Annotated in this window: 5 protein-coding genes; 4 read left to right on the top strand and 1 reads right to left on the bottom strand. The window is 67.8% G+C overall.

Annotation, left to right across the window (positions count from 1 at the left end):
- The first annotated feature begins 158 nt into the window (after positions 1-158).
- Complete coding sequence (gene mgrA / locus AC5RUJ_RS09590) at positions 159-1,199, top strand: L-glyceraldehyde 3-phosphate reductase (RefSeq protein WP_494012667.1); 1,041 nt, start codon at positions 159-161, stop codon at positions 1,197-1,199.
- A gap of 350 nt (positions 1,200-1,549) precedes the next feature.
- Positions 1,550-1,999, top strand: a complete 450-nt coding sequence (locus AC5RUJ_RS09585; protein ID WP_494025453.1) for a hypothetical protein — start codon at positions 1,550-1,552, stop codon at positions 1,997-1,999.
- A 166-nt stretch (positions 2,000-2,165) separates the two neighbouring features.
- Here AC5RUJ_RS09585 and AC5RUJ_RS09580 read toward each other — a convergent pair whose 3' ends face one another.
- Complete coding sequence (locus AC5RUJ_RS09580) at positions 2,166-2,627, bottom strand: DUF3817 domain-containing protein (protein WP_494128364.1); 462 nt, start codon at positions 2,625-2,627, stop codon at positions 2,166-2,168.
- A gap of 159 nt (positions 2,628-2,786) precedes the next feature.
- On the opposite strand from AC5RUJ_RS09580, the gene AC5RUJ_RS09575 reads away from it, so the two are divergent.
- Together AC5RUJ_RS09575 and AC5RUJ_RS09570 are read left to right on the top strand one after the other, a co-directional pair.
- Positions 2,787-3,419 carry a TetR family transcriptional regulator gene (locus AC5RUJ_RS09575; protein ID WP_494025454.1) on the top strand — a complete coding sequence of 211 codons (633 nt, stop codon included), beginning with the start codon at positions 2,787-2,789 and terminating at the stop codon, positions 3,417-3,419.
- Between the two features lie 4 nt (positions 3,420-3,423).
- The coding region (locus AC5RUJ_RS09570; protein ID WP_494155798.1) for an MMPL family transporter at positions 3,424-6,009 on the top strand (2,586 nt) is incomplete at its 3' end.

Raw genomic sequence — 6,009 nt, 5'->3', positions numbered from 1 at the left:
CCTCGGGGGACGGAGAGCCGCAGCGGGCGGCGCGCAACGCCGTCGTCGTCACCGGGCGCGCCCCTGGCCGCCTCCGCTATCAGCGCCGCCCTCCCCGCGGTTGTGGGCAGGATCATTGCCGGTAGGGACCGGTAGCCGCACGATGGCATGATGAGGGGATGGCGTATGAGGCTGCAGAGAACCGGTACCAGAACATTCCCTACCGCCGGGTGGGCCGCAGCGGGCTGAAGCTGCCCGCCGTCTCGCTGGGCCTCTGGCACAACTTCGGCGACGACAAGCCGTTCGAAGTGCAGGGCGCGATCCTGCGCCGGGCCTTCGACCTGGGGGTGACGCACTTCGATGTGGCCAACAACTACGGCCCGCCGGAGGGCAGCGCCGAAACCAATTTCGGCCGGCACATGCGCCAGGATTTCCTGCCCTACCGGGACGAACTGGTGATCTCCACCAAGGCCGGCTACCTGATGTGGCCCGGCCCGTACGGCGAGTGGGGTTCGCGCAAATACCTGCTCTCCAGCCTGGACGCCTCGCTGAAGCGGATGGGCCTGGACTACGTGGACATCTTCTACAGCCACCGGCCCGACCCGAACACGCCGCTGGAGGAGACGATGGGCGCGCTGGACCAGGCCGTCCGGTCCGGCAAGGCCATGTACGCGGGCATCTCGTCCTACACCCCCGAGCAAACCCGGGAGGCTGCACGGATCATGCGCGCGCTGGGGACCCCGCTGCTGATCCACCAGCCCTCATACTCGATGCTCAACCGCTGGGTGGAAGGCGGCAGCCCGAACCTGCTGGAAGTCCTGGAAGACGAAGGCATGGGTTGCATCGCGTTCTCGCCGCTGGCCCAAGGCATGCTCACCGACCGCTACCTGAACGGCATCCCTGGTGACTCCCGTGCCGCGCAGGACAAGTCGCTGTTCCCGCAGATGCTCTCCGACGAGAATCTGGACCGCGTCCGCGGACTGAACCAGTTGGCGGCGGACCGAGGCCAGTCGCTGGCGCAGCTGGCCATCGCCTGGGTGCTCCGCCGGCAAGCCAAGGGCGCCCCGGTCACCTCTGCCTTGATCGGGGCCTCGAGCGTGCAGCAACTGGAGGACAGTCTCGCCGCCGTGGCCAAACTGGACTTCACGGCCGAGGAAGCAGACGCGATCAACCGGTTCGCGGTGGACTCCGACATCAACATCTGGAAGCCGCAGGGCTAAGGGCGCCAAGGCCTCCAAATGCGGTTTCCGATCCGACTGGCCAAGGATCTTATTGATCAGGGGAAAAACCGCGTGACGGGGTACCCGGCGATACCTGTTTCCACTACGCTGTAGGGGTGCCGACCGCACCGCAGGGGCACGGCGCGGGGCACCGGAGGCAGGATCCTCCCGAGGGATGGCAACCTCAAGTAACCACTGTTGGGCCGGGGGCAGTCCCGTCTTTTTTCCGGCACCAGTGAGCGGCAGCGGCGATAGGAAGCCGGGGGGCCCGCCAGGCCGCTCATCGATGACAGGCGGACGCGCCTTCCGCGTTCCCGGCCTCCCGGAAAAGCACGGAAGCACTCTCAGTAATGAAAACTTCAGCAAGACTGCGCGTGTGGTTGATGATGACCGGCGTACTCCTGGGACTTCTCGCGTCAATCGGCGTAGCGGCACCGGCCGGTGCCAGCAGCGTGGCGGTACCTGCTTCGCATTCCGACCACGATTACGGCGACCACCACGACGACGACGCCACCCTGAAGCTGCGCATTTATGATGACGGCGATTACCGGGTAAGGGGCGAGGACTACGAAGCGAGGCGCGTCCACGTGTGGATCATCAACGTTTCGCGGGACCGCGTTGTGGATCATTTCTACGTCCGGACCCATGACGGCGACTTCACCATCCGTGGCGACGACCTGCGCTGCGACAGGACGTACAAGGCCGTCAGCTACAGCCGCGCCGACGGATGGGTGTCGAGCGACCGCGTCAAGTTCCGGTGCGACGACGACGACCACGGCCACGGCCACGGTCACCACTAGGAGATCACCCTTAAGGTAGGTATCCCAACGGTGGGGAGGGACGGGGCTCTCCCGGACCTCTTCACCGTCCTGAGCCACAGCATCACTTAAAACGGCAGTGAGGAGCCGCAGGCCCGAAAACGGCGCCGGCGGCTCCTCACCGATGTGGTCCGGTTGTGACCCGGTTCTAGGCGAACCAGGTATCCGGCGGACCCAGGTAGAGCAGCGAGCCGAAGACGGCGGCAACGGCTGCTATGACGACGGCGATGGCCGCCAGCGGGCGGGCGAGCACGGCGGCCTGCAGCTTTTCGAGGAAACCGTGCGGGGCGTCACCGCCTGCGCCGAGCCGCCAAACGTCGCCGAGCAGGCCGTGGCGGTCCATCGACTTCTCGACGGGAATCGTCGCATACGGAATGGCGGCAGAGACCACGGCCAGGATGCCGCGGCCTGCCGACCACCTTTGGTTCACCCAGGTGAAGCAGGTGCTGACGACGTAGCAGAGGAAGACAAAGCCGTGCAGGCCGCCCGCGATACTGACCGCCAGGCGTGCTTCCGGCACCAGCGCCCGCAGGAGCAGGGCCAGTAACAGCAACGTCCACGTCACCGCCTCGGCGAAGGCGACGGTACGGAACAGGGTACGCGGAGACATGCACGTCCTAGGAGACTAGTTGGCTGCGGCAATCGTGCCGTGGGTGTCCTCGGGGGTAGGGCACCCCCACTAATTTAGCCGAGGACCCGGCCACACCCGAAATGTTTCTGCACACAAGGCAACTTTGCATGGTGTGCAACTTAGCCCTACACTGGCCCGATGAGCGCACAAACTCCGGTTCCCCTGGAAGGGCTCCGTGAACGAAACAAGGCGGCTACGCGCGGCGCCATCACCGCGGCCGCCTTGCGGCTGACCAGGGAACAGGGGCCGGGCGGCTTTACGGTGGACCAGGTGGCAGCAGAGGCGGGCGTTTCGCGCCGGACCTTCTTCAACTACTTCCCCTCCGTCGAGGCGGCGGTCACGCGGCCGGTGGAAGAATTTTTGGCCGAGTCCTTCAAGCGGCTCGATGAGCGCCCGGACGACGAACCGATCATGGACGCGGTCCTGGCCACTTTCGGCGGGGAGATCAGTCAGGGCCGGCTTGCGCTGCTGTGCGAGATCTACCAGATGGGTATCGACGACGCCCAGTTGGAGCGCGTGCAACTGCAAGCCTGGAGCCAGGCCAGGCAATCGCTCGAAGACGGACTGCGCCCCCGGCTGCCGGAGAACGCCGGCGAGCTCATGGTCACGGCGCTTGCCGGTTCGCTGATCGCCTGCGCTCAGGCGGCCATGCGCATGGCCGCCACCCAAACCCCCGCCGGCGGGGCACCCGAACCGTCGGCCTTCCGCCAGCAGTTGCTCGAGAGCCTTGACATGCTGCGCAGCGGCTTCAACCCCCACTCCAAGGACTGACCCCATGGCCTCACTGCTCTACAGACTCGGTAAGCTCGCCGCGCGCAAACGCTGGTGGTTCGTCTCCATGTGGCTGGTGGTCATGGTCGCCGTCGGCGGATCCGTCGCTGCCTTCATGGGCACCCTCTCCAACAGCTTCACCATTCCCGGCACTCCCGCCCAAGCGGTTGCGGACGACCTGCGGGAGAAAATGCCGGCCGCCTCGGGCGGCCTCGGCACCATCGTGTTCACGACGGCCGACGGCCGGGCGTTCACCGCGGGGCACCAGGACGCCATTGCGGCCATCGCCGCGGACCTCACGAAGCTGGACGCGGTCAAGAACGCCACGAACCCGGTGGAATTGCAGGCCGCCCTGGACAATGCGCCACGGACGATCGCCGCCGGCGAAGAGAAGCTCGACGCCGCCGCACAACGGCTTGAGGACGCCCAGGCCGAGCTGGACGCGGGCAAGGCGCAGTTGGAGCCGGGCCTGCAGCAGCTGAAGGCGGCCGAGGCACAGATCGGGCAGCTGGAGGCAGCCGGCCAGGCGGCGATGGCCGAGCAGGCACGTGCCCGGCTGGAGCCGCAGCGGGCGCAGCTGGAAACGGCACGGGCCCGGTTGGCGGAAGCCGAACGCCGGCTGGCAGACGGCCGGGCGGAGTACGAGTCAGGCGTCGCCGATCTGGAGGCGGGGAAGCTGCGGCAGCAGTCCTCCGAGGGGCTGCGGTTCGTATCCGGGGACGGCTCGGCCGCGTTCATCCAGGTCCAGTTCGAGCAGGGCATGATGGAGGTTTCGAAGGAGGACCGCGAACAGGTCCAGGAGGTCACCGAGGCCGGCCTGGTGCCGGGACTGCGGGCGGAGTACAGCAAGGACATCGTCGAGGACATCTCCAGCCTGTTCGGAGCCGCCGAGATCATCGGCATCGCGGTCGCCGCCGCCGTCCTGGTGCTCATGCTCGGCACGCTCATCGCGGCCGGACTGCCGCTGCTGATGGCGATCGTCGGCGTGGGGGTCGGCGTGGGCGGCACCATGGCGCTCAGCGGTGTCATCGAGATGAGCTCGGTTTCGCCGGTGCTGGCGCTGATGCTGGGCCTGGCCGTGGGCATCGACTACTCCCTGTTCATCGTCAACCGCCACCGCACCCAGCTGCTCTCCGGCGTGCCGCTGATCGAATCGATCGGCCGGGCCACCGGCACCTCCGGCAACGCAGTGCTTTTTGCCGGGCTCACCGTGATCATCGCCCTCGCCGCGCTGGCGGTGCCGGGCATTCCGTTCCTGACGGTGCTGGGACTGGCCGGAGCCGCCACCGTGGCGGTCGCCGTCGTCGTCGCCTTGACCTTGACCCCGGCGATGCTGGCCATCATGGGCAGGCGCATTCTCTCCCGACGCGCATGGGCCAAGGCCGGCCTGCCCGGCCCGGCCGCCGCCGACGCAGAGACCACGACGAGGGTGGCGGACTTCCACAACGACCCCAAGCGCAGCTGGGGCAAGACGGTGACGAAGCACCCGTGGCTCGCGCTGGCCGCGGGCGTGGCGGTGCTGGGCCTGATGGCGGTGCCGGCCGCCGAGCTGCGGCTGGGCCTGCCGGACGGCAGCTCCGAGCCTGCGGACTCTACGGCCTACCAGTCCTACCGCCAACTGGGCGAGAGCTTCGGCGAGGGAATCAACGGCCCGCTCATCGTGGTGGCCGACCTCCCTGCGGGCATGGAAGGGACCGGGACCGACGAGGCGCTGCTGCGGCTATCGCAGGAGCTGCGGTCGATGGACCACGTCGCCGCAGCCGTTCCGACCGGCACCAGCGGGGACGGGCGCACCGCCGTGCTCCAGGTCATCCCCGCAGAGGGCCCGGCGGCCGAAAGCACCGAGGAGCTGGTCCATAACCTCCGGGCGCAGGCCGGTGCACTCGAGCAGGAGACCGGCATCGCGATCTCCGTGACCGGGCAGCCGGCGATGCAGATCGACGTCTCCGACAAGCTGGCGGACGCCATGCCGGTCTATCTGGCCATCGTGATCGGGCTCTCGCTGATCCTGCTGCTGCTGGTCTTCCGCTCCGTCCTGGTGCCGCTGCTGGCCACCGCCGGTTTCCTGCTGTCACTCGGGGCCAGCTTCGGCGCCGTGGTGGCGATCTACCAGTGGGGCTGGCTGGGCGGCATCTTCGACGTCCACGACCCCGGGCCGATCCTGAGCTTCCTGCCGATGATCATGATCGGCGTGCTGTTCGGCCTGGCGATGGACTACCAGATGTTCCTGGTCTCCGGCATGCGTGAATCCTATGCGCACGGCGAGGACGCCAGGGCCGCCGTGGTCAGCGGCTTCAACCACGGCGCCAAGGTAGTCACGGCCGCGGCAATCATTATGGTCTCCGTGTTCGCCGGGTTCATCTTTTCCCACCTGACCATGGTCCGGCCGATCGGCTTCGCGCTGGCCCTGGGCGTGCTGCTGGACGCGTTCGTGGTGCGGATGACGCTGATCCCGGCGGCGATGCACCTGTTCGGCAAGGCGGCCTGGTGGATGCCGGCCTGGCTGGACAAGGTGCTCCCTGACGTGGACGTGGAAGGCGCCAAGCTCGCGCAGCACGCCCCGCGGCCCGAGCAGGCCGAGGCGCAGCAG

This window comes from Arthrobacter sp. Y3223164 (assembly GCF_059091005.1).
This window is presented reverse-complemented; position numbering and strand designations above follow the sequence as displayed.

What these genes read in the sequence shown, in the direction of transcription:
- mgrA (WP_494012667.1), top strand. Translation starts at nt 159, where the DNA reads ATGGCGTATGAGGCTGCAGAGAACCGGTACCAGAACATTCCCTACCGC.
- AC5RUJ_RS09585 (WP_494025453.1), top strand. Translation starts at nt 1,550, where the DNA reads ATGAAAACTTCAGCAAGACTGCGCGTGTGGTTGATGATGACCGGCGTA.
- AC5RUJ_RS09580 (WP_494128364.1), bottom strand. Translation starts at nt 2,627, where the DNA reads ATGTCTCCGCGTACCCTGTTCCGTACCGTCGCCTTCGCCGAGGCGGTG.
- AC5RUJ_RS09575 (WP_494025454.1), top strand. Translation starts at nt 2,787, where the DNA reads ATGAGCGCACAAACTCCGGTTCCCCTGGAAGGGCTCCGTGAACGAAAC.